This window comes from Kaistella chaponensis (genome assembly GCF_900156725.1).
GTDB classification, from domain to species: Bacteria; Bacteroidota; Bacteroidia; order Flavobacteriales; family Weeksellaceae; genus Kaistella; species Kaistella chaponensis.
Window position 1 is genome coordinate 23,748 of sequence record NZ_FTOI01000007.1, and the last position, 22,065, is coordinate 45,812.

Annotated in this window: 18 protein-coding genes; 5 read left to right on the top strand and 13 right to left on the bottom strand. The window is 36.8% G+C overall.

Annotation, left to right across the window (positions count from 1 at the left end; translation table 11 throughout):
* Positions 1-23: 23 nt before the first annotated feature.
* Together BW932_RS08350 and BW932_RS08355 are read right to left on the bottom strand one after the other, a co-directional pair.
* Positions 24-3,059, bottom strand: coding sequence for an AAA family ATPase (locus BW932_RS08350; protein ID WP_076387043.1), 3,036 nt, complete (start codon positions 3,057-3,059; stop codon positions 24-26).
* Between the two features lie 3 nt (positions 3,060-3,062).
* Positions 3,063-4,268 (bottom strand): metallophosphoesterase family protein, encoded by a 1,206-nt coding sequence (locus BW932_RS08355; RefSeq protein WP_076387044.1) that lies wholly within the window; start codon positions 4,266-4,268, stop codon positions 3,063-3,065.
* Positions 4,269-4,419: 151 nt separating this feature from the next.
* On the opposite strand from BW932_RS08355, the gene BW932_RS08360 reads away from it, so the two are divergent.
* Positions 4,420-4,785 (top strand): hypothetical protein, encoded by a 366-nt coding sequence (locus BW932_RS08360; protein ID WP_076387045.1) that lies wholly within the window; start codon positions 4,420-4,422, stop codon positions 4,783-4,785.
* Positions 4,786-4,969: 184 nt separating this feature from the next.
* On the opposite strand, the gene BW932_RS08365 is transcribed toward BW932_RS08360, so the two are convergent.
* The 6 genes from BW932_RS08365 to ychF form a co-directional block, all read right to left on the bottom strand.
* Positions 4,970-7,582 carry a DNA gyrase/topoisomerase IV subunit A gene (locus tag BW932_RS08365; protein WP_076387046.1) on the bottom strand — a complete coding sequence of 871 codons (2,613 nt, stop codon included), beginning with the start codon at positions 7,580-7,582 and terminating at the stop codon, positions 4,970-4,972.
* The gene (locus BW932_RS08370) at positions 7,582-8,061 is read right to left on the bottom strand and encodes a hypothetical protein (protein WP_076387047.1); all 480 of its coding nucleotides are present in this window, start codon (positions 8,059-8,061) and stop codon (positions 7,582-7,584) included. The genes BW932_RS08365 and BW932_RS08370 overlap by 1 nt, the downstream gene beginning before the upstream one ends.
* Before the next feature lie 28 nt (positions 8,062-8,089).
* Entirely contained in the window at positions 8,090-9,976 is a 1,887-nt protein-coding gene (locus tag BW932_RS08375) for a DNA topoisomerase IV subunit B (RefSeq protein ID WP_076387048.1), read from the bottom strand.
* 123 nt (positions 9,977-10,099) lie between these two features.
* Positions 10,100-10,660, bottom strand: coding sequence for an NADPH-dependent FMN reductase (locus BW932_RS08380; RefSeq protein WP_076387049.1), 561 nt, complete (start codon positions 10,658-10,660; stop codon positions 10,100-10,102).
* A 111-nt stretch (positions 10,661-10,771) separates the two neighbouring features.
* Positions 10,772-11,566 carry a T9SS-dependent choice-of-anchor J family protein gene (locus tag BW932_RS08385; protein ID WP_076387050.1) on the bottom strand — a complete coding sequence of 265 codons (795 nt, stop codon included), beginning with the start codon at positions 11,564-11,566 and terminating at the stop codon, positions 10,772-10,774.
* 98 nt (positions 11,567-11,664) lie between these two features.
* Complete coding sequence (gene ychF / locus BW932_RS08390; RefSeq protein WP_076387051.1) at positions 11,665-12,756, bottom strand: redox-regulated ATPase YchF; 1,092 nt, start codon at positions 12,754-12,756, stop codon at positions 11,665-11,667.
* 325 nt (positions 12,757-13,081) lie between these two features.
* On the opposite strand from ychF, the gene BW932_RS08395 reads away from it, so the two are divergent.
* The 3 genes from BW932_RS08395 (at position 13,082) to BW932_RS08405 (ending at position 15,596) form a co-directional block, all read left to right on the top strand.
* Positions 13,082-13,294, top strand: a complete 213-nt coding sequence (locus BW932_RS08395; RefSeq protein WP_076387052.1) for a hypothetical protein — start codon at positions 13,082-13,084, stop codon at positions 13,292-13,294.
* Positions 13,295-13,499: 205 nt separating this feature from the next.
* A complete protein-coding gene (locus BW932_RS08400) occupies positions 13,500-14,786 on the top strand; it encodes a tetratricopeptide repeat protein (protein ID WP_076387053.1) in 1,287 nt (428 codons plus the stop codon).
* 447 nt (positions 14,787-15,233) lie between these two features.
* Positions 15,234-15,596, top strand: a complete 363-nt coding sequence (locus BW932_RS08405) for a hypothetical protein (protein WP_143745531.1) — start codon at positions 15,234-15,236, stop codon at positions 15,594-15,596.
* Here BW932_RS08405 and BW932_RS08410 read toward each other — a convergent pair.
* Together BW932_RS08410 and BW932_RS08415 are read right to left on the bottom strand one after the other, a co-directional pair.
* The gene (locus tag BW932_RS08410; protein WP_076387055.1) at positions 15,593-15,868 is read right to left on the bottom strand and encodes a DUF1294 domain-containing protein; all 276 of its coding nucleotides are present in this window, start codon (positions 15,866-15,868) and stop codon (positions 15,593-15,595) included. The genes BW932_RS08405 and BW932_RS08410 overlap by 4 nt on opposite strands.
* A gap of 104 nt (positions 15,869-15,972) precedes the next feature.
* On the bottom strand, positions 15,973-16,620 hold the full coding sequence (locus BW932_RS08415) for an SOS response-associated peptidase (protein WP_076387056.1): 648 nt from the start codon (positions 16,618-16,620) through the stop codon (positions 15,973-15,975).
* A gap of 840 nt (positions 16,621-17,460) precedes the next feature.
* On the opposite strand from BW932_RS08415, the gene BW932_RS08420 reads away from it, so the two are divergent.
* On the top strand, positions 17,461-18,888 hold the full coding sequence (locus BW932_RS08420) for a hypothetical protein (RefSeq protein ID WP_143745532.1): 1,428 nt from the start codon (positions 17,461-17,463) through the stop codon (positions 18,886-18,888).
* 233 nt (positions 18,889-19,121) lie between these two features.
* On the opposite strand, the gene BW932_RS14155 is transcribed toward BW932_RS08420, so the two are convergent.
* From BW932_RS14155 to BW932_RS08440, 3 genes are read right to left on the bottom strand one after another with little or no spacing between them, the layout of a single operon-like run.
* Complete coding sequence (locus BW932_RS14155) at positions 19,122-19,952, bottom strand: SH3 domain-containing protein (RefSeq protein ID WP_084566482.1); 831 nt, start codon at positions 19,950-19,952, stop codon at positions 19,122-19,124.
* A gap of 20 nt (positions 19,953-19,972) precedes the next feature.
* Entirely contained in the window at positions 19,973-21,226 is a 1,254-nt protein-coding gene (locus BW932_RS08435) for a PD-(D/E)XK nuclease family protein (protein ID WP_076387058.1), read from the bottom strand.
* Positions 21,227-21,262: 36 nt separating this feature from the next.
* Entirely contained in the window at positions 21,263-21,946 is a 684-nt protein-coding gene (locus BW932_RS08440; protein ID WP_076387059.1) for a hypothetical protein, read from the bottom strand.
* Positions 21,947-22,065: the final 119 nt, after the last annotated feature.

Consider the following 22,065-nt stretch of genomic DNA (forward strand, 5'->3'; position numbering starts at 1 on the left):
CTGATGGAAAATATTTTCAAATATTACACCAGTTCAATTAAACTTCCTCGTTCATCATCTTTCGTAATATTCAATGAAACTGGCATTTTCTCTTTCAGTTCTTCAACATGAGAAATAATTCCGACGATTCTGTTCTCCTTTTGAAGACTCAACAAAGTTTCGAAAACCACCTGAACAGATTCTGGATCCTGGGTTCCGAAACCTTCATCAATAAAGAAAAAATTACGTTCTGCAATTGCATGAGACTGCACACTTTCTGCCAATGCCAAAGCTAAACTGAGGGAAACCTGAAAAGCTTGTCCGCCAGATAATGTTTTTACGCTGCGTTTGTGGCCTTCATTCAAATAATCTACGATTTCGAAATCATTGTTTTCATTGAGCTGCAAACTAAGCTGATTTCTGGTCATGCGGTGAAAACGAATATTGGCATGATCGCACAGTTGCCGCAAATAAATAGAAGAAGCATATTGCACGAAACCCGCTCCTTTAAAGAGATTAGTCATGACTTTCAGATTTTCTGCACGTTTTTTCAGTTGGTCCAAATCCTTTAAAAGAACCTCTTTTTTCTTAAATTCTATTTCCAGACGATCGATTTCTCCTTTGAGTTTCGCAAGTGTTTCACCAGCAGATTGTGTTTCTCCTTTCTTCGTCTCAAAATCATTTTCCAACCGCGCAAACTCTTCGATGTCGAAGGTGAAATCTTTTAATTTCAAAGATAATTCAGAAATACTGTTTGTTAAAATTCCAAACTCCATTTTGAAATGGTGAATTTTTTCCCGGTTTTCAAGCACTTTAATATCTTCTGTCAGAATTTTTTGAACATCAGAAACGGTATCAAATTGAAAGGAAAGTAAAGCTTCATTCAAAAGCAAATGATGACTCAAGATTTCATTTTCGATTTCAGAAATTCTTTTCTCAAGCTGATCAACAATAGCTTTTTGCGCAGCTAATTTTGGAGAAAGTTCCGTTTCTTTTCTTGTCAAAAGTTGATAGTTCTCTTCCGTTTCGCGATTCGAGATTCTTAACTGCGCTAGATTTTCTTCAATTTTGACTCTATTTTCATCTTTGAAATCGTTCCAGTTCAGAAATTTCAAATTTGATTGATTGCTGGAAATCTGCGTTTCGACTTTGTTTTCCTGAAGTTGCAAATCCTGCAATGCTTTTTTGAATTTATCTAGATTTTGTTGAGAATTCTGCCTGTTTTTTTGTTCCACTGAAATTTTCAAACTAAGCTCTTCAATTTGCTTTTCTAAGTGAATGGCTTCCTTGCGTTTTTGTTCAAATTCAGCTTCATTTTCGGCATGAAATTCTTTCCATTCAAAAGCATTCAGATGATTTTTCTGGTTCAATTTTATTTTCTCGCAGACTTCTTCTTCAGCTACTAACTGATTTTCAAAAATCTTTTTCCGTTCCAGCATTTTTTCGATTGCCGAAGATTCATTGTGATGTGCTTTTTGTTCCACTTCTAAATCTCGAAGTTGGCTTTCAACGTTTTCAATTTCCGCTTTCACATCGGTAAATTCTACGATATTCGGATGTTCTAAAGCGCCACATAATGGACAAGATTCGCCGTCGTGAAGTTCCGTGGAAAAATGCGCGAGCTTTTGCTGAACTTCGAGATGATTTCTCTGATCGTTTAGATTTTTTTTCTGGTTTTCGAGAAGCTCCATTTTACTTTTGAAATCTTCCAAATAGGTTTTTTCATTGATTTTTAAAACTTTTAATTCCTCAGAAATCTGCTGAATATTTGCCTTACAATCGATCACTTTTTGAGATTGATTCAAAAAAGACTCCTTCAAATATTGATTCGTAGAAAACCACTTTCCCACATTCAACAAAACATCAGCATCGATTCTTTTTGCCTTTAAATCATCAGAATTTTTAGTAAAAAGTGCAATTTTTTCTTCAAGCAAAACCTGTTCATTAATGACTTCATTTACTTTTTCGCCTCCATTTTTTGTACGATCCTTTACCTTTTTTATTTCTTCGGAAAAAGCCAACATCTGCACGATCAAATTCAAATCATGCTCTTGAATTTTATTTTCTTCTAAAGCTTTAAATTGAGGTGAAATCGTTTCTAAATCCTTTTTAACCCGAGTAAATTCACTTTCAATTTTTTCTAAAATTTTCTTTTGCTGCGTTTGATCTTCAGCTTGTCCTGCCTGCAATTTTTCAAGCTTCAACTTTTCAGAAAGCAATGGATTGAAAACTTTGAAAACCTGATCGTATTTTTCGGTCTTTTTTTCTAAAACGTCGACTTCAATTTTCTGAATTTCCAGTTTTTTTAGCAGTTCGGTTTTGTGTCCCAAAAGTTCAAAATCTGTCTTTAAAGTGGTTTGCTTCAGATATTTTTTTTCCAAATCTTTAAATTCCAGTGTGATGGAATTATAGATTTCCGTTTGTTGCTTTACAATTTCCTTCTGCCTAGAAATATAATCTTCATTGATTTCTTCATAACCTTGCAACTGACCTTCCAGAAAACCAGTTTTAGACTTGTTTTCATTGCTTAAATCTGCTATTTTATATTGAAGGTCAAATCTTTCGAGACCAAAAATCTCCTTCATCATCACAGTTCTATCTTTCGCACCGAGTTCTAAAAACTCTTTAAACTGACCTTGAGGAATGATGATTGTGCGCTTGAAATTGGCATAAGTTAACCCAATAATTTCGTCGGCTTTTGTGGTTTCCAAAGTTACCCAAGTATCATTTTTCCATTCGTATAAAACGGCAGAAGCTTTTACGTCTTCAAAATTTTTAGAATTTCTTTTAAATTCCCGCGTGGCTCGAAATTTTTTGTTTTCAAAATTGATAAAATCGAACTCAATATATGACCGATTAGATTTCAGATTCATCATGTTGTACGCTCGATTATCGCGACTGTGCAACCGTTCTGTTTCCCCGTAAAGCGCAAAAGAGATCGCCTCCAAAATAGAAGATTTTCCGGATCCAACTTGTCCGAAAATTCCGAAAAGTCCGGCTTCAGTCAGCGTTTGAAAATCAATCGTTTGGCGTTTTTGGTAAGAATACAAACCTTCGAGGGTTAGTTGAAGTGGAATCATGAATTATGAATTTGAAATTTCCTGGAAAAGTTTGATCAGATCTTCGTTGGCTTCCTGACCGCTGTTTTTAGATTTAAAATAATCTTGAAATAAAGGCAGAATCTCCTGACCTAAGTTGATTTCTCGCAAATTATTTTCGGTAAATTCCTGATTTTTAACTTTTGGAATAAGATGAACAATTCCATCGTGAGCATTGTAAATTTGCTTTCTTTCTTCGGCTTTTAAAAAGGTTTCACTTTCTAACGTAATTTCTACCAAAGAGCCGGGATGCGCGGAAAGCCACGCCACCGTTTGATCTACGGAATCAAAAGTTTTCCGAAAGAGCTTTTTCCCTTTTGTTAACGGAATTTTTTGAAAAGAAACCGGCTGATTAGGTTCCGCTTCAATCATGGATAAATATTTGGTTTGTCCCGCTTCACTAAAACTATAACACAAAGGTGAGGAGGAATAAACGACCGGTTTTTCCGCTGTCCCAATATTATTGAAGGCATGTAAATGTCCTAAAGCAGTATATTGAATCTGGGTCGGAATGCTTTCGGAAAAAATTAAATCGGCATTTCCCATTTTGAGGGGTTTTTCACCTTCCGGTTCTTCTAAGGAAGGTGCTCCTTTTTTGTTCATGTACAAATGTGCCATCAAGAGATTCACGCCTTTTTCGTCGCAGAAATCATCGGCATTTTTTGCCCAGTTTTCGGCCAAAACACGATTGAGTTCCGCCTCTTTATTTTCGCCAAAATATTCTTTCAATCGAATTTCACTGGCGTAAGGAGTGTGAACAATCCGGACTGGAAAGTTTTGATTTTTTAGCTGAAGTTCAAAAAAACCTTCCGAGGAAGCGGTAATTTTAAAATGTTCCAGATTCATGGGTTGAACTTTCGTGTTGGGATGACCGATTAAAATAATTCCACATTCGCGAGCAAGCGAATTCGGAGAATCGACCAGATAAGGAGAATCATGATTTCCTGAAATGGCGATTACGGGTCGTTTTCCATGTGCAGTTAAGCGTTTTAAGGTCTTATAAAACAGTTCAATGGCTTCGACACTCGGATTAAAATTATCAAACAAATCTCCCGCGATTAATACCAAATCAACCGCTTTTTCGTCTGCAATTCCGATGATTTCTTCCAAAACCTCTATTTGTTCTTCCAGTCTGGAAAAACGGTCTAACTTTTTACCCAAATGCCAATCGGCGGTATGCAGAATTTTCATATTTCAAATGTAAGAAAATTTTGTAGGGATCTTCTGGTGAGTTGGTGATTTAGCTGCGCAATTTCCCACTCGTTTTAAACTGCATCTTTACTGCTGATTTGGGAAAATAAAGGCTATTTTTGTTGAAACATAATGCAAAAATTCCGATAAAATGCCAAACAAATTAGCCTTAAGACCTTCTTTAGAAATACCTGTTTTAGAAATGAGTACCTCGATAGAATCGTTTCAAAACCAAACATTACGCCCTATTTTAAAATTACAAAATGACTTATATCTTGCCTTATTTAAAGCGTATATCGATCGAAAAAAAACAGATTTCAGTACACTGCGAAAAGAGCAAAAAAGCATCTATATTGAACAAAGTCTTCAAAAAGATGTCGCGCTAAAAAATATCTTCATCGGTATCACAGTAGGAATGTTCACTCTGGAGGAACTTGAACAGTACAATGTGGATCCCAAAGAATTTAACCGAAGAATCATCACAATGCTCATGGAGAGAATCAGGAGTCAGATATAATGGTTTGTTAAAAATTGAAGAGAAGATCCGATTTCGACAGGTGAAAAGATCCTCATGAAAAAGAATCTGGTTGCTTGCAAAAACCATTGAAGAAATTGCAGCATCATTAAAACAACCAATCCCATCATTGCATAAAAAAAGACGCTTGTTCAAAAGCGTCTTTTTAGTTATTGTATCGCAGAAATTATTCCTCTGGAAATTCAAACAGATCACCAATCGTGCCTTCTTCAGGGAAATCAGCATCGGTCGCTTCTGCATCGGTCAAATCACTTTGACGTTCAGGAGAATCTTCCGCCTCGAAACCTTCATTGGGTTCTTCTACAGGCTCTGGAAGGATGATGTTAATGGTTTTCACTTTACTTTTCGTCAACTGATTTCCGATGGCTTTAATCCCCTTGATTCCTATAAATTCATCGGTACTCACCATTTCCGGATCTTTCTGTTTGTCTTTATCTTTTGCAAATACTATTTCTAAAGTTGTGTTATTCGCAACAATGACATTTTCTATAAAAGATTTCGGATGGTCTGAAAGCATAAATTGCTGAACATTCGTCGTATTTTCCAGCAAAAATCTTTTGATAAAATAAATCTGTTTTTCACCATCAAAATAAATGGCGGTAATCGGTTGTTCGGGTTTCCATTTTTCAAGAATTAGGTAGTCGTCATCGAAACGGTTGCTCAATTCAAAAGTAATCAGTTTCGCTTCTCCCTGCGAATTGATGGTCAAAATTTTATCATCGCCTTTGAAACTGCCGAGTAAAGTTCCTCTTGCATCGGCATTTAACCTGCGAACAGTATCATCAAACCAAATTTTCCTTGGTGCTAAAGTGGAATGACCTTCTTCTTTGAGATCTACTTTTTTTACGGCATATTTCGTAACCAAATTCCCTTTAGAATCACGGCCTTTAATGCCTAATTCGGAGAAATCGAGTTCAATTTTGTTTTTCCGGATTCTTGCGTTGGGTTTTAGCAAGACGGTAACAGATTCAGCTTCTCCATTAGGATTTGCAGAAAAGTAAAGCATTTCTGAACCTTTTTGGTCGGAAGCTAATTTATAATCATTATTTCTGGTAACACCTGTCACGGAGAACCTTTTCATGTAAAACGGACCGTCTCTTCCCTCTCTGTAAATCATATTGTACACGGTGCGTTTATCGTTCTTTTTCCACACTGCAACATGTACGATATTCTTGCCGATAAATGTTTTCGGCTCTACTTTTACCACCTTCATGGTGCCATCTTTTTGGAAGGTGATGATATCATCGATGTCGGAACAATCGAAAAGATATTGATCTTTTTTCAGTGAAGTTCCGATAAATCCTTCTTCAAAATTCGCGTAGAATTTTTCGTTTGCCACCGCAACTTTTGTCGCATCGATGGTATCAAAAATTCTTAATTCTGTTTTACGCTCCTTTCCTTTGCCATATTTTTTCTGAATATTGGTAAAATAATCAATCGCATAAGGAATAAGGTGTTGCAAGTGGTATTTCACCTGTTCTATTTTACCTTCGAGAGCTACAATATTCTCTTTGAATTTATCGAGATCAAAACGCGAGATTCTTTTGATGCGAATTTCCGTTAACCGCAAAATATCTTCTTCTGTTACTGCTCTCAGTAAATGTTTGGTATGCGGTTTTAAACCTTCATCGATGGTCTTAATGACGTCTTCCCAAGATTTAACCTCTTCAATATCGTGGTAAATTCGGTTTTCGATAAATATCCTTTCAAGTGAAGAAAAATGCCAGTTTTCCTGCAATTCGTGCAGTTCAATTTCCAGCTCTTTTTTCAAGAGAGAAACCGTATGATCGGTATTTCTGCGCAGGATTTCTGAAACCGTTAAAAACTCTGGTTTATCACCTACGATGACACAAGCATTTGGAGAGATGGGAATCTCACAATCAGTGAACGCGTATAAAGCATCGATGGTTTTGTCGGGAGAAACGTCATTATTCAAAAAAATATTGATTTCTACCTGATCCGAGGTATTGTCTTCTATTTTCTTGATTTTAATTTTTCCTTTATCGTTGGCTTTAATAATTGAATCAATTAAATCACTTGTATTTTTTCCGAAAGGAAGTTCAGTGATGCAAAGGGTATTTTTGTCCTTTTGAATAATTCTGGCTCTTGCACGGATTCTTCCGCCACGTTCCCCATCATGATAACTGGAAACATCGAGCATCCCCCCGGTTAAAAAGTCCGGGAACAATTCAAACTTTTTACCTTTCAGATGCGCAATAGAAGCATTGATAAGCTCATTAAAATTATGAGGCATAATCTTCGTTGACAATCCTACACCGATTCCTTCTACCCCTGAAGCGAGAAGCAGTGGGAACTTCACTGGAAGATCGATTGGCTCATTATTTCTACCATCGTAGGATTTGGACCAATCCGTCGTTTTGGGATTAAACACCACTTCCAATGCGAAAGGAGTCAATCGTGCTTCAATATATCTTGCTGCAGCAGCAGAATCGCCTGTATAAATATTTCCCCAGTTTCCCTGCGTATCGATCAGTAATTCTTTCTGTCCGATCTGCACCATTGCATCGGTAATCGAGGCATCACCGTGCGGATGATATTTCATAGTATTCCCGACGATATTGGCAACTTTGTTGTAGCGACCATCTTCTAGTTCCCGCATGGAATGCATAATTCTACGTTGAACCGGCTTGAATCCATCAAAAATAGAGGGAATTGCACGATCCAGAATTACGTAAGACGCGTAATCTAAAAACCAATCTTTGTAAAGACCGGAAACTTTTTTAAGTGATTCTTCGTGGTGATTTTCTTGTTCTTCCATCAACTGTTTTCTCTCTCTTTATTATTTTTAATCACTTTGCTTAAGGAAAATTTAAGGTCATTTAATTCTTTTCTGCTCAGGTAAGAAATATCATATCTCAGCGTAATGGTGTGGTTCTTTTTGCTTGCAATATTGATGTACAACCGTTTAAAAATAAAACCATTGAGGATTTCATAATTTTGCAGTTTATATTTCGGGAACTCGTCACTTATAGGCGTGCTTAAATAAGGCAATACATTTCTATTCTTAAAGTTTAAAGCTTCACCGTCACTGTCGTATTCAAAAATCTGTCGCCCTCGAAGGTAAAAAATAGTGATGAACACTAGTGGAATCAACAGGAAAAGGATCGAGCTGAAGCCCAAATAATTATATTGAAAACGTTCCAGCAAAAATCCCACAATACCAAACAGGGAAATCATGACGAGTAACGTACTTAAAAAATTAAAAAAACCAATTTTATTGCGGTTATTTAATCTCATCTTTCATCATTTAGATTTAACTTCAATTCTATACCACCTCCTCTTCATTGAGCGGCTCTTTTTTATCAATATCAGGATCTTCAACGACCAGATTTTCTAAGATAAAAGCTTGTCGATCCGGTGTATTTTTACCCATATAAAATTCGAGAATCTGTTCGATGGTTTGGTCTTTTCCTAAAACAACAGGTTCTAATCGAATGTCTTTTCCTATAAAATGTTTAAACTCATCAGGAGAGATCTCTCCCAATCCTTTAAATCGCGTAATCTCCGGATTTTTCCCCAGTTCATTCAAAGCTTTAATTCGTTCAGCCTGCGTGTAGCAATATCGGGTTTCCTTTTTATTGCGAACTCTAAACAGCGGCGTTTGCAGGATGTAAAGATGTCCGTTCTTAATCAAATCCGGGAAAAACTGAAGGAAAAAAGTAATCATCAAAAGGCGGATGTGCATTCCGTCAACATCAGCATCAGTGGCGATGATGACGTGATTGTAGCGCAAATCTTCCAGTGAATCTTCTATATTTAAAGCAGCTTGCAAATAATTAAATTCCTCGTTTTCATACACCACACGTTTGGTCAAACCATAACAGTTGAGGGGTTTTCCTTTTAATGAAAATACAGACTGCGTTTCTACATCACGGGATTTGGTAATCGACCCCGATGCGGAATCACCTTCAGTAATGAAAAGCATGGTTTCGGCTTTTCTCAAAGCTTTTTGATCGTTGTAATGTTGTCTGCAATCGCGCAGTTTTTTGTTATGTAGAGAAACCTTTTTGGCTCTTTCGCGTGCTAATTTCTGAATGCCCGAAAGTTCTTTTCTTTCTCTTTCGGAAATAATGATCTTCCGGTGAATCGCTTCTGCAATTTCTTGATTTTGGTGCAGAAAGTTATCGAGTTTATTTTTTAAAAAGTTGGTAATAAAAGACCTTACCGTTTCTTTTCCTGGCTCTATTTCGTTGGATCCCAGTTTGGTCTTCGTCTGTGATTCGAAGACCGGTTCAATCACTTTGATGGCAACTGCGGCAATAATCGACTTACGAATGTCTGCAGCTTCAAAATTTTTATTGAAATATTCCCGAATTGTTTTTACATACGCTTCACGGAAAGCATTGAGGTGCGTTCCACCTTGTGTAGTGTTTTGTCCGTTCACAAAGGAAAAGTAGGTTTCCGATTGCGACTTATCCGAATGCGTGATGGCGACTTCGATATCATCATCTTTCAAATGAACGATGGGATAGATAATTTCGCCTTCAATCTCTTCATTCAGTAAATCTTTCAGTCCATTTTCTGAAAAGTAGGTTTCGCCGTTGAATACTATTTTTAAACCCGGATTCAGGTAACAGTAATTTTTCAACATCTTTTCGATGTACTCTTTTCGAAACTTAAAATGGGTAAAAATACTGCTGTCGGGAATGAAGGTGATTTCGGTTCCGTTTCGGTCGGTTGACGCTGCTTCGGTGAAATCTTCGGTGATGATTCCTTTAGAAAATTCCGCGATTTTCATTTTGCCATCGCGAATGGATTTCACCTTGAAAAACTCCGAAAGTGCGTTGACTGCTTTGGTTCCTACTCCATTTAAACCTACCGATTTTTTAAAAGCTTTGGAATCATATTTTCCCCCTGTATTCATTTTAGAAACGGCATCGACCACCTTTCCCAGAGGAATACCACGACCAAAATCGCGTACAACCGCTTTTCCGTCATCGATTTTGATCTCGATTCTTTTTCCGGATTTCATCACAAATTCATCAATAGAATTATCGATGATTTCTTTGAGCAAAATATAAATTCCGTCGTCGGCAGAAGAACCGTCGCCTAACTTGCCAATATACATTCCCGGACGCAGCCGAATATGTTCCTGCCAATCCAGGGTTCTGATATTATCTTCGGAATAATTAACGGTCTCGTTTTCGCTCATATTTATTTTGAAAGTGCTTTAAATTCAGAAACTCACAAAAATAGTGAAAGGAAACTGATTTTTAAAATTTTTGGGGAAAGTTTTATCGCATTGCCTGCAACTAAAATTTTTTACCCTTCATTCCTAGGAGTTCTGTTTATTTTGGTCAATCCATTTTTCAAAAGCGGCTAAGAAATCAACCAAAAATTTCTCTGTTTTTTCGTTGACTGTTTTACCGTCTTCCAGCAATTTATCTTTGATTTGACCGAGGTAAGCTTCCGGTTGTGGCATGAGTGGAATATTCAAAGAAACGGCCGCATTTCTGATCGTTTGGTTTGCTCCCAAACCACCGATTGCACCCGGAGAAACGGTGACAACAGCACCTGGTTTTCCCTTCCAGGAATTTTGTTTGGGGGGTCTTGCTCCAATTTCCATGGCATTTTTTAAAACTCCGGGGATGGTTCTGTTGTATTCCGGCGAAACAAATAAGACCGCGTCTGCTGCAGCAACTTCATTCTTAAAATCCGTCCAAGATGGTGGCGGATCATTTTCTATATCTTCGCTAAAAAAGGTAAGGTCTTTAATTTCTACAATCTTTAAATCAAGATTTGCCGGCTGAAGACGAATCATTTCAGCAGCGATTTTTCTGTTGAAAGATTCTTTCCTTAGGCTCCCTACAATGATTGCAACTTGGATGTTTTTCATAAAATAATTTGATCCCAATTTACAAAAAAAAGAGGATATTTAAAAGCGTAAATTCTATTTTTTAACCAAAAAAAAGCGAACCGAAGTCCGCTCGCTATACTTTTGAATGATTTATTTCTTGATGAATTTTCGGGAAACGATCTCATTTCCGGTATATACATTCATGATATATTGCCCTTTAGCAAAGTTTTGAATGTTGATTTCTTTGGCTTGGGTTTGCTTCACCAACTTTCCGGACCTATCAAAAATTCTGACTGTTTTAAGGTCTTCCACGTTTTCAATGGTAATCCAATCAGAACTTGGATTGGGATAAATCTTGATCTGATTTTTCTGTGAATCCGACACCGCTAAAGTGCTTTGCGTAATGGTCACATCATCAATACCAACGTAAAAAATATCAGTACAGTTGTAATGTCTGAAAACCAATTTCACGTCCTGACCTTTGTAAGACGACACGTCGATATTCACCACTTTTGCGGCTGCAAGATAGCCTCCATCCAAAGTTTCTTCAAAAACTGGCGTTTCAGCACCCGTAAAAGTTGCATTTTGTGGAATGATATAAACGGCATAATGTTCATCAAAAAGCTCTTCATCACCTGCCGCTACTTTGAAACTCAATTGCAGCGTTCCCGTTGCAGGCAAAGTAATTTTCGGACTGATCAAGGCGTTATCAGGCGAAAACGCTTCCAAATACCACGAAAATGACGTAGCAAAATACCCTTGAAAAGAATCAACTTCATTGAGCTGTGCATCGAGAAACTCCCATTTTTCCGTGTCGCCGTCGCGGTCCATATTTTGCCAAAGTGCAGCAGTACTGGGTTCAAAGTTTTCTGTAAAGACAACCGTTTGCGCATTATTGAAGACTCCGAGTCCTAATGTGGATGCCAAAAGTAATTTTTTAATCATTATTTTTATTTTATAATTGATACCTGCAAGATATGAAAAGAAAAAAAGTTTAGCGAACAAACACTAAACTTTCTATCTTCTACAACTGTGTCGAATGCTTACACATTGAATCTAAAATTCATCATGTCGCCATCCTGCACAATATATTCTTTTCCTTCTACGCCCATTTTTCCGGCTTCTTTTACTTTGGCTTCTGATCCAAATTTAATGAAGTCTTCATACTTGATAACTTCTGCGCGGATAAATCCTTTTTCGAAATCGGTATGAATGACTCCTGCAGCTTGTGGTGCAGTCCATCCTTTTCCGATGGTCCATGCACGAACTTCTTTTACACCTGCGGTAAAATACGTTTGCAAATGAAGTAAATCATACGCTTTTCTGATGAGTCTGTTCACGCCAGGTTCCGTAAGACCCAATTCATCCAGGAACATTTCTCTTTCTTCGAACGTATCTAATTCGTTGATATCTGCTTCGATCTGTGCGGCAAGAACTACGACTTCAGCATTTTCTTTTTTCGCCATTTCTTCGATTTTGCCAATCCATTCGTTGCCGTTTTTAATCGAATTTTCATCGACATTACAAACATAAAGCACTGGCTTATTGGTCAATAAGTGTACCTCAGAAATAATCGGTGTAGAAAAATCATCCAACGGAAATTCTCTTGCATTTTGACCTTCTTCTACAAATTTCTGAAGATTAAGAAGCGTTTCGTACGTCATCACATCATCCTTTTTACCGGATTTGATGAATTTTTTCGCTTTCTCTACTGCTTTTGCCAAGGTCTCAATGTCCTTCAATTGCAGTTCGATATCGATAATTTCTTTATCACGAAGCGGATCTACAGTTCCTTCTACATGCACGATATTTCCGTCTTCGAAACATCTTAAAACGTGAATAATCGCTTCACATTCTCTGATGTTTGCCAGAAATTTATTTCCTAAACCTTCCCCTTTGCTTGCTCCTTTTACCAAACCGGCGATGTCTACAATTTCTACCACTGCTGGTAAAACTCTTTCCGGTTTTACTAATTTTTCCAGTTCAAACAAACGCTCATCGGGTACAGAAACTGTTCCGATATTGGGTTCAATGGTACAGAAAGGATAATTAGCTGATTGCGCTTTGGCATTGCTTAAACAATTAAAAAGAGTTGATTTACCTACGTTGGGTAGACCTACGATTCCACATTTCATATCTTGAGTTCAAAGTTTACAACTAAAGGTTTAAAAACGCTTTTAAACCCATTCAATTAACAGGTCGCAAAGATAAAGATTTTGATTGGGTTATGCATAAAAAAATCCAGACCGCTTTGGTACGGATTTCTAAACTTCAGGAAGCGTTCAGAGAAGACTCTGAATTTAAACCGCAGTTTTGCGCTGCATCATCCGCAATTTTCCTTAAGGGATGATCTGCATTTAAGAAAGATTGATCTGTAATGCGTTCGCCGTAAGCATTGTTTCAACGAGTATTCAAAGGCATCGCGAAAGGATTTTCCACCTTGTAAACTTTTACCAACCTGTGCAGTACATTCGAGGGTGTGCAGGATTTACCTTCGAAATTCTTGTTGACCAGGCTTTAGATTTTCCCGGAATTTTCCCGGTTGTACCTGCACTTGGTTTGAAAACTAGTGGTAAAGTTCAGAAGATTACTTTCGGCAGTTTTCTAGGTCTTAATGATGAATGCTCCGCCGCTTTTCAAAACATTGGGCTTCAAGAAGAAGGATTGGAGTAATGCTTTTAAAGCCTATCTCCGTGAATGTTTCTGATATCTTCTTGTCTTTAATGGATGATCCAAGAGGAACAATGGAGAAAGAAGCTGTTTTTATGCGCCTCTATCGAGCAAATTAAATGCAAAGAAGAAATAAATACCCCGAATTGGGTAGCCGCAATTGGACTCGCCCCTTTATATTTGAAGAAAATAAAAGTCCCGTATTCCCATGAAAAAAATCACACTCCTCCTCTCCTTTCTCTGCCTCGGTTTTGCCAATCAGCAGCTGACTGCGCAGAATTTCAGCGACCATGCCAAAGCAGAAATTGCGAAAAACAATTACCTTCCGGCTCTTGATGAACTCACCACTTTTTTAGAAGCCAATCCCAATAACGAGATCTTACTGACCTACCGCGCCAATTTTTACGCAAAGGCGGGTCAGAACGAAAAAGCCATCGCCGATGCCACGCAAGTAATGCTTCTCAATCCCAAAAGCACGCATGGATTGATCACTTTAGGAACTGCAAAAATGGCGCTCGGAAAAACGCAGGAAGGCGTAGAAAGCCTCAACCAAGCTTTGGCAATACAGCCGAACTTAAAACCTGCGCTTATCCTGCGCTCCAAAGCCTATTTCAAATTAAACCAACCGGAGAAATCCTTGGCTGACCTGAGTTTTCTCATTAAAGACGATCCAAAAATTCTCGAAGCGTACGTGTACCGCGGACAACTTTATACCGCGATGAAACAGTTGGATTCGGCCAAAGCAGATTATCAGTTCATCCTGAACCAGGCCGTTGTGGGCGACAAATACCATTCTGCTGCCACCGACAAATTAAAAGAGGTGCTGCAAAAAGAAGCCGCCGCAAAAGCTGCACTCACGGAAAAAGCCACAGACGATGCCTACGCCAAAAAGCTGACCGATCAAGTGACTTCCCTTTCGAAAGAAGTGAATGAAACGACGGTGCGATTGACCAAAATGCTCACCGAATCCACCACAGAAATCAACAGGTTTATCCAGAAAAACGACGCCATCCCCAAAACCGATTGGCAAGGAAAAGCCCAACTCTTTCAGGAGATCAATCCCCGCATCAAAACGTACCTGACCAACCTGCAGAAAGAGCGAACCTACCTTGCGGGAAAAGAAGCCTACCGAGGACTCATGACCAATATAGAGGGCAGCATTTCTGCGATGAACCTCATCATCGAGCGCACTTCGCCTTATGCAGCCCGCCGACAACAATTTGTGGAAACCGTCAATGCGATGGATGCAGCCATTACGGTCGATTTCAAAAATATGCTTGCTACCCAGAAAAGCAAACAAGAAACAACCTTCGAACAGCAGAAGAAACAGTCTTTAGCGAAGACGCAGGAACTGCTGATCAGCATCAACCAATCGAGAGAGGCGCTCCTGAAACTTGATGCCACGAAGTACCGCGAACAGGACGAAAGCAAGATCACCAAATTGCTCGCAGATTACACGAAAACGTTGGCCAATATCAATGGCATTGTCTATTAAAGCACCACAGCGAAACTTCCGACCGTTCTTCCGGACTTGAACAACGGCACCGAATCTTGGTGTAAATACAATCTTCGGTACGATTGTCTTCCTGCTCATTCGCGATAAAATTCAAAAAGCGGAATGACCGCTTCGAGTCGGGTTCAAAATTCCGCAAGCTTCAACGCCGTTTTTAAGACGCTCAAAAAGCACCTCAATTCCATCAAACAGGAGGATTGAGGTGATTTTTTGTTTGAGCAATGCGCGGCTCTTCTGCTCAAAGTTTCTACCCTATTTCTGCAATTTCACCATTGATGAAAAGATGAGGATTGACAGTGAAAGTGCATTCAAAGCGACTTTCGAGCCGTTCAGCTTTCGGTTTGGTGGAGGGGAAATCAGGGCGCTTTCAACCAAGCCACCAACGCAGGTGTTTGATTGCTCCCTTCTCCCACGGTGCAGACTTTGGGAATGGATTCAGAAAAAATGGGTGTGACTTTGCTCAACGGATCAGTTGTGGGTGGTACTACTTGTGAAGGTTACACTGCATGTTTTGCTTTTGTCGTGGTGCTGGATGGTGGATTCACCTGCGTTGCAAGCGCTTTCTTCGACAATGCCAAAAGCACCACGGTAAGCGCCATCGGGTATTTTTTTAGCCCAAGTTGGGGTGGAGCGCAGCGCTTCGCGGTTCTAACGGAGCGTCGCATGAAAATCTTCCTGCACCTTCTTCAAAAGATCAAGCCGAAACCCTCGTCCTTTTTGGGTGAGAAAGGAATGAATAGGGCGAGCTTTTGGCGGAAAAGTTCACGAATGATGATCGGCGAGCTTTGCTAATGCATGGCGGCAAGATGTTCTTTCATCAGATAGATCAGCACGATTTGAACCAGGACCACGAAGCAGAACTTCAGGAAGAAACTTTTTTTTGCCGTCTTGTGTTTAAAAAAAACCATGCCCAAAACCGCTCCAAAAGTCCCACCTAAAAAGGTGAGCACCAACAGCACATTTTCTGCAATCCGTCGTTTTCCTTTTTTGGCAAGCCATTTATCCAGCCCAAAGGCGAGAAAGGTGATCAGCGTAAAAGTGAGGATTAAATATTTCGTGAGCATGATAAAGCGTTTGTTGGGGAAAAACAGAGCAAATGAAGGGCGCAAAGTAACGCCTATTTTTCGGGTTTTGGGGTGCGGAATCCTGCTTTTGTTGGCGTGCGCATCTAAAACAAGGTGGTCATTTCCTGGGCTTGATCCAGATTGATGGCCACGAGATCTGCCTCGTGATTGGGGAAGGCAAAATCTTGAATAATGCGGTCGGTGAGCCATTCTTTTTCCATGGCTTTGGTCAATACGATGGGCATTCGGTGTTTGGTATTGTGAATTTCGGTCATCAACGCATTGGCTTCGGTGGTGACGATAGAAAAGGTGGTGAGTTCTTCCCCACTTTCTTGGTCGGTCCAGTTTCCGTAGATGCCGCCCAACGCCATGATATTGGTGTCGGGTAAAGCGAGAAAATGTTTCTGTTTTACTTTGCCTTTCCCATCCAGCCATTTCCATTCATAAAAACCTTTCACGAGCACGAGACAGCGTTTTTGCACATTGTTTCTAAAGGAAGGTTTCTCAGCAATGGTTTCTATTTTGCCGTTTAAGGTCAGCTTCTGTAAAGAGCGGTCTTTTGCCCACGCCGGAAGTAAACCCCAGTTCGCGGCAGTTGCCACGGCAGGATTTTCATCTAAAATCACGGCCACCCAAGGATGACTGTACCCATTTAAAAAATCTTTGGCTTCAAAATCCTTTCCCTCATACCCCACGTTGTACATTTTTTTAAGGTCTTTTTTGGTGATTTGGGAATCGACGTAGTAGCACATGGGCGGAGGATTTGTTGGTTAATCAAATATACGATTTTAAAGAAATGGATAAAACATAATAACAATAGAATTTGCAATATTTCTGCATCAGTTGTGAATTGCTCTCATTTTTCTGTATTTTTAGTACACAAAATGACTGCAAATTCTTCTTAAATAGAGTGGAGTGGTTTTTAGCTACTCAAAAATGTCATCGGAATTTTTGCTTTTCAATACCAGTTCCCTCTGCGGAATTTTTTCCAATTAAGCCGTACTCCTTATTTATTGCGGCGGACAATCACAAAACAAAATTACTGCACAATATTGCAACCCGCATTGATGGCACGGTTACATTAAATTTTTTACCAAAGTTAGTGGGAAAAACAATGAATGTATGGCAATGCATACTAAACGAAGATGCAACGAGGTTTCTATTTCTGCGAATGTTGGGAATGTAGTAGTGAGTAAGGTTATCATTTATGGCTCATGAAAAATGAATAATTAATTATGACGAGTGAAACCATCAATTTTTAACAATCAAAAGTGCAATATTTAATATTACGCTTTTTATTGATCTATCTAAGTTAAGTCTCTTAAAAACGTCGATTTAACCTTTGAGCAAAATATCAATAAATGCATATATTAATGTACAATATTTATTATATTATTAAAATTTCAAGCATTATATTTATTATTTTTTGTATATTTTTTTTAAATCCATTAATTAAATCCATTTTACGCATTACATTAACAAAAAAAACTAACAATTGCTAGTCAGTTTGCTTTTTTTTATTTATTTTTATGTGAAATAAACAAAACAAATGACAATTAAATAAATTATGACAACCTTAAAACACTTAAATTATGAAAACTTTATTACAATTAATTATGACACTGTCATCAGCTATTTACTGTGCACAAACAATTCCGGATTTTAATACGAAATTTGAAAATAAAAATTCAAATAAATTATTGACCGTCAGTAATTCTAACTTGTTACTAAGAGACTCAGTAGCTATTATACCATCAAATTTAAAAGATGACATGAAAAATCTTTTGAATATAGAAGGTGAGGTAGCTGCTTATGCTTCTGCTGAATATTCTAAAGTAACTCAAAAAAAAATTGAGACTTTAGAAGAAATGCAGAAATGTCTAAAAATATCAGAAATAAAAAGTAATGACCCATGCTTAACAAATCAATCAGACTTCAATGAAAAAATGAAAAAATACGGTGACTCTATCCAAAAATTTAAAGCACTGAATGAATATTTTACTTATGTACAAAAATCTGAAACTGAAACTTCAATTATTAATACCTATGATACCGGAAGTATTTTGGTCCCAATTCCACAATATTTACAGCCTGACATGCAAGAATTGATGGGTATCAAAGAGAATGAAGTTAGCGCATTTGCTTGCGATAACCTAAGAACAATTGTTATAAAAAGGATTGATGAACTGGGACAAAAGCGGAAGATTTATAGTAATGCAGACACTGGGCAATACAGTAGACAAATGATAGCGTATGACAAATTAATTGCAAGGTATAAAGCCTTAAAAACTTTTTTTAAAACAGCTAACTCTTTAGGAGGAACACCAAATTACTTAAGTAGACTTTTGCCGCTTAGAAGTGTCATGAGTGCTAAATATTTTTTTCTGTACAATAATGATGAAGAAAGCGTAATGTTCATTAACAAAGTTGGAATACAATCAAATTTTAGCAGCTCATTTAGTGCAAATGCTGATGTAGTAAGTGGCGTAATTTTCCCTTTTAAGTTTACAATGGCTACCAACATAAGCCAGCAAACTTCTGAAAAAGATTCCGTTGCGACCTCAAAACTAATGAATGGAGGTTTATTAAACATCAGTCTTATTACGCCAATTATATTTTCAAAATGGTATATTGGTAATGGCAAAAAAGTCATTATTTATATTCCTGTGGAATATCGCTTTAACGTAGATGACATAAAAGATAAAGTAGCTTTCAACAGCACTTACAATTATCATGAACTTTCTGGATATATCATGGGAACGGTAGATTTGCTACAAAAAGAATCTATAAAAGATGAAGCCACATTATTTGGCGCTGTTAAGCACTCTTATTTCATTGGTGGAAGTCAATTCCAATCAAAAATTTCTGACAATAAGTTTTGGCTTACTCAATTGACTGTTGGAATTAAAATAAAAAATAAATATACTCTTTCTGCCAATATACCAATATATTCAACCTCTTCTGTTATTAAAAAACAACAAGCTGCAACTGTTGGAATTACTTTTGAACCTGGTAATTAGAAAGCCATCAATTAGACTTTCATTATATTGCTAAATTATAAAATAAAAAGTTGAGAAATGTAAATTATCAACTTTGTAACTATAGCAATTAGTAAAAAATAAACTGAAGCCCAATAAATTTATTGGGCCTTTTTAATCTAAAATATTCTGCTGACATTTATACACCTAATTAATTTTTTGCAAGAAATTATGAAGAGTGACGAAAACTTACAAAAATTTTTTTCTTCTAATTTTTAAATCAGTGGTTGATGGTATTTACTTGTACTTTTATTGCATTTACGCGAAGTTAAAAAGAAAAGACTTCTGTCGGTAGTTCCACAAAACTTGCATGCATAGCGATCCTTAAATCCCCCATCAAAAGGTTGGTGATAATTGTTTGAACTTTTTGAGCATTTTCCAGAAGTTAAAAAAAACAAATTGCTTTCCTCTCTACCACAGAATTTACAAAGGTATTTTTTTTCCACATCTCCTTCAAATGGCATATGATATCCTGAAGAACTTTTTTGGCACTTGCCGCTGGTGAGAAAAAATAAATTTGTCTCTTCTCTACCACAAAACTTACAATATAATTTTTCCTTTTTTTGAATAGGTTTTGGCGCAATTGATGGTTTTTCTTTAGAAGAAATATTTACGGTCTCTACTACCGCATTGGAGCCCATATTTTGTTGAGTTTTAAAAGTTTTCGAATAATCTCGTGAGGATGTCGATGAGCATTTTTTACTGCCAAAGAATTTTACTATCAAAAGAAATCCTACTATTCCTAAAGGAACTTTCCACCATTTGCCCGGATCATTATTGATTTTTTGTGAAGTAGGTGGCGTATTAATTACAAATTTTGATGAAACAAAACCTTTAATGCCACTATCCATTTGAATTTGCGTCCAATTTCCTTTGGTGGATATAAAAATAACTTTTTCTCCCTTTGGGGCGGTATCTAAAACTTCGTAATTTTTGCCGGGTCCACTGCGAACATTTAAAAGTTCAGTATCTATATACCGTGCCTCCTGTGAAAAATAGTTTTGTATAAAAAACAACAAAAAATAAAATAATAAATATTTTTTCATGCATTATTACTTTGTAATGATTATTGTTGTTCCTGTTTAATTTTTTCGATTATATTCTTTAAATCTACATAACCATTTGCCAATGAGGTATGTCTCCAGCCGTACCACGATTTTTCCGGTTCTCCTAAATTATTTTTCCTAAGTATTATTGCAAGCGAATCTGGCAGATCAATACGCCCATGATTTGTATAAGTCGGACTAATACCAAAATAAATATTTAGTGGTTCGCCAATAATACACTCTACAAGTGCAGAAAACTCTTTTCCATCAACTTCCATTATTACACCTAAATTAATAACATTATTTCGTGCACTTGGGTCATCTTCCACAATTTTTAAATTAGGAAAGTCTGCAATAATTTGTTGTTTCCAATCATTAAACCTGTCAACTACATTTTTTTTACGATAATCGAATTTTAATAATTCTATTTGCGCAATTGCATTTTCTAAATCTTCCTTTTTATGGTTTAAAATTTTTATTGCTTCGTCTGAATTTTTACCTTCTAAATTCAATTGTTCTTTCAAAAATTCCTGTAATCTCATATTCATTGCTTTGTTTATTGTTCGTATGCTAAATAGACCTTCCAAATGATCGATGTATTGTGCGATGGCACTTTGTAAATAAATATCCTTTTCTTCAAATGGTAATATTTTGTCTTTGAGCCAGGGATAAATATCATCACGGTATGATACAGATTTAAATCTTAATTTAAAACTGTCTTTATAAGATAGTTTATCCTTATTAATCCAACATTCGGCTGAAGGTTCTCTGCTGTATTTTGGTGTATAAACAACAAAAATGTCTTTTTCACTCCTCCTGTAACTGTTTTTAATGGTCTCAATATATCTTGCCAATTGTCCACCTGCCTCAGTGTTTTGATCCGGTGCTTTATCGGTGACCTTATTTTCTATTAAAACCACATAATTTGTATCAAAAATCGGGATATCAATACGACCACAAGAATCTACTTTTTCTACGACTGGTTTTATAATAGTCATTTCAAAACCGCAGACATCGTGAAGAAAACCTTCTATTAATGGATACTTATTATTTTTTTTGTACCTTAATAACTTTGCGAAGATGCGACTGTGTGCGTTTTCATCTGCATGCAGTTCATCTATAAGATTAATATGGTAAGGTAGTTTTTCAGATTCAATCTCAAAGATGTTGTTAAAATCTTCAAGTAGTATTAATAACTCCCCAAAGTTTTTCTGAATTCTATTTTCTAAAGATATGCTGAAATCCAGTGCGCTTTCAATTTCTTTTATTTCCAAATTTATTTATTTAAAAAATATTTTATTTTAAATTTATTATACTGTTTTTTTTAACTCTTGGTACAACTTGCTCAAGAAATCTTCAATCTGTTTTAATGAATATTTTAAAAACTCTTGATCTTCAATTTTCACCTCGTAACTTATAGATTTTGGGTTTACAGTTTCGATAAGGGTAAAACCTTTGCTCTTTTTCAAGTCCTTTAAACAGTGTATTTTTTTAGAAATTTTTGGGTCGCTAGTTCTAACTTTACCATTATAATGGACAATTACATTTCTTAACTCCAAAAAATTCTTTAGAAAAACATATTGGGGAAATGCCGCAATAAGCACTTTTGGTTTTAATACTTCCTTTGCTTTATCTAAAAAATCGCCAGATACGCTTTTTGAGGCAGGATTTTTATTATAATTTAAAACTCTTGTTATTTCAGTTTCAAAAAAAATAAACAATTGAATTATAACAGAATATCTATAACGCTGTTGAAAAACATTATGCTCATAATGCTCATCAATTGTGCTATCAATTAAATGATCATAGTAACTTTGATTATTTTCTACAGTTTCTCTAATTGGATCATCCTCAAGAGTTGCTTCTAATTCGTGAAACCTTTCCTCAATCAGTTTAAAAGTAGATTCAAAATTATTTTCGATAAACTCTATATATTTATCAAAGGAGTAGGTTTCAAAATTCAACCAATTTCCTAGCATGGAATATTTATTCATTGATACGTAGTTTTTTTATAATTTATACTTTTTGTCCTTCAAAAACCTCTCGCAATAAACTTTTCATCAACTGCTCAGGCAGATTTTTGCTTACATTTATTCCTTGCTCCAATTGAATT

What these genes read in the sequence shown, in the direction of transcription:
- BW932_RS08350 (WP_076387043.1), bottom strand. Translation starts at nt 3,059, where the DNA reads ATGATTCCACTTCAACTAACCCTCGAAGGTTTGTATTCTTACCAAAAA.
- BW932_RS08355 (WP_076387044.1), bottom strand. Translation starts at nt 4,268, where the DNA reads ATGAAAATTCTGCATACCGCCGATTGGCATTTGGGTAAAAAGTTAGAC.
- BW932_RS08360 (WP_076387045.1), top strand. Translation starts at nt 4,420, where the DNA reads ATGCCAAACAAATTAGCCTTAAGACCTTCTTTAGAAATACCTGTTTTA.
- BW932_RS08365 (WP_076387046.1), bottom strand. Translation starts at nt 7,582, where the DNA reads ATGGAAGAACAAGAAAATCACCACGAAGAATCACTTAAAAAAGTTTCC.
- BW932_RS08370 (WP_076387047.1), bottom strand. Translation starts at nt 8,061, where the DNA reads ATGAGATTAAATAACCGCAATAAAATTGGTTTTTTTAATTTTTTAAGT.
- BW932_RS08375 (WP_076387048.1), bottom strand. Translation starts at nt 9,976, where the DNA reads ATGAGCGAAAACGAGACCGTTAATTATTCCGAAGATAATATCAGAACC.
- BW932_RS08380 (WP_076387049.1), bottom strand. Translation starts at nt 10,660, where the DNA reads ATGAAAAACATCCAAGTTGCAATCATTGTAGGGAGCCTAAGGAAAGAA.
- BW932_RS08385 (WP_076387050.1), bottom strand. Translation starts at nt 11,566, where the DNA reads ATGATTAAAAAATTACTTTTGGCATCCACATTAGGACTCGGAGTCTTC.
- ychF (WP_076387051.1), bottom strand. Translation starts at nt 12,756, where the DNA reads ATGAAATGTGGAATCGTAGGTCTACCCAACGTAGGTAAATCAACTCTT.
- BW932_RS08400 (WP_076387053.1), top strand. Translation starts at nt 13,500, where the DNA reads ATGAAAAAAATCACACTCCTCCTCTCCTTTCTCTGCCTCGGTTTTGCC.
- BW932_RS08405 (WP_143745531.1), top strand. Translation starts at nt 15,234, where the DNA reads ATGGATTCAGAAAAAATGGGTGTGACTTTGCTCAACGGATCAGTTGTG.
- BW932_RS08410 (WP_076387055.1), bottom strand. Translation starts at nt 15,868, where the DNA reads ATGCTCACGAAATATTTAATCCTCACTTTTACGCTGATCACCTTTCTC.
- BW932_RS08415 (WP_076387056.1), bottom strand. Translation starts at nt 16,620, where the DNA reads ATGTGCTACTACGTCGATTCCCAAATCACCAAAAAAGACCTTAAAAAA.
- BW932_RS08420 (WP_143745532.1), top strand. Translation starts at nt 17,461, where the DNA reads ATGAAAACTTTATTACAATTAATTATGACACTGTCATCAGCTATTTAC.
- BW932_RS14155 (WP_084566482.1), bottom strand. Translation starts at nt 19,952, where the DNA reads ATGAAAAAATATTTATTATTTTATTTTTTGTTGTTTTTTATACAAAAC.
- BW932_RS08440 (WP_076387059.1), bottom strand. Translation starts at nt 21,946, where the DNA reads ATGAATAAATATTCCATGCTAGGAAATTGGTTGAATTTTGAAACCTAC.